Genomic DNA, 284 nt, shown 5'->3' on the forward strand with positions numbered 1-284 from the left:
TTTTATTTGGCAGTTTTCTGGATGTTAAATACCCTTGGATGGGTCACTTTTTATTGGCATTGGAAACACATAACATTATGGCAGGGTAACATTTCACAATTTAATGAGTCCTCCACTTATTTGATGGGGTGGTTAAGAGACTACCTATGGTTAAACTCTTCACAACTTATCAATGGATATAACCCTTTTGGTATGAATAGTTTATCGGTCTGGGCATGGATGTTTCTATTTGGACATCTTGTTTGGGCTACAGGATTTATGTTCTTAATTTCCTGGCGTGGATA

At 37.0% G+C, this 284-nt stretch carries 1 protein-coding gene; it reads left to right on the top strand.

The window, feature by feature from the left end; all coding sequences use genetic code 11:
• Positions 1-284 (top strand): photosystem I psaA/psaB family protein (locus QQK25_RS25040; protein WP_284190119.1); only part of this gene is annotated, 284 nt, incomplete at both ends.

Origin of the sequence: Zoogloea oryzae (assembly GCF_030161255.1) — a bacterium.
GTDB lineage: Bacteria > Pseudomonadota > Gammaproteobacteria > Burkholderiales > Rhodocyclaceae > Zoogloea > Zoogloea oryzae.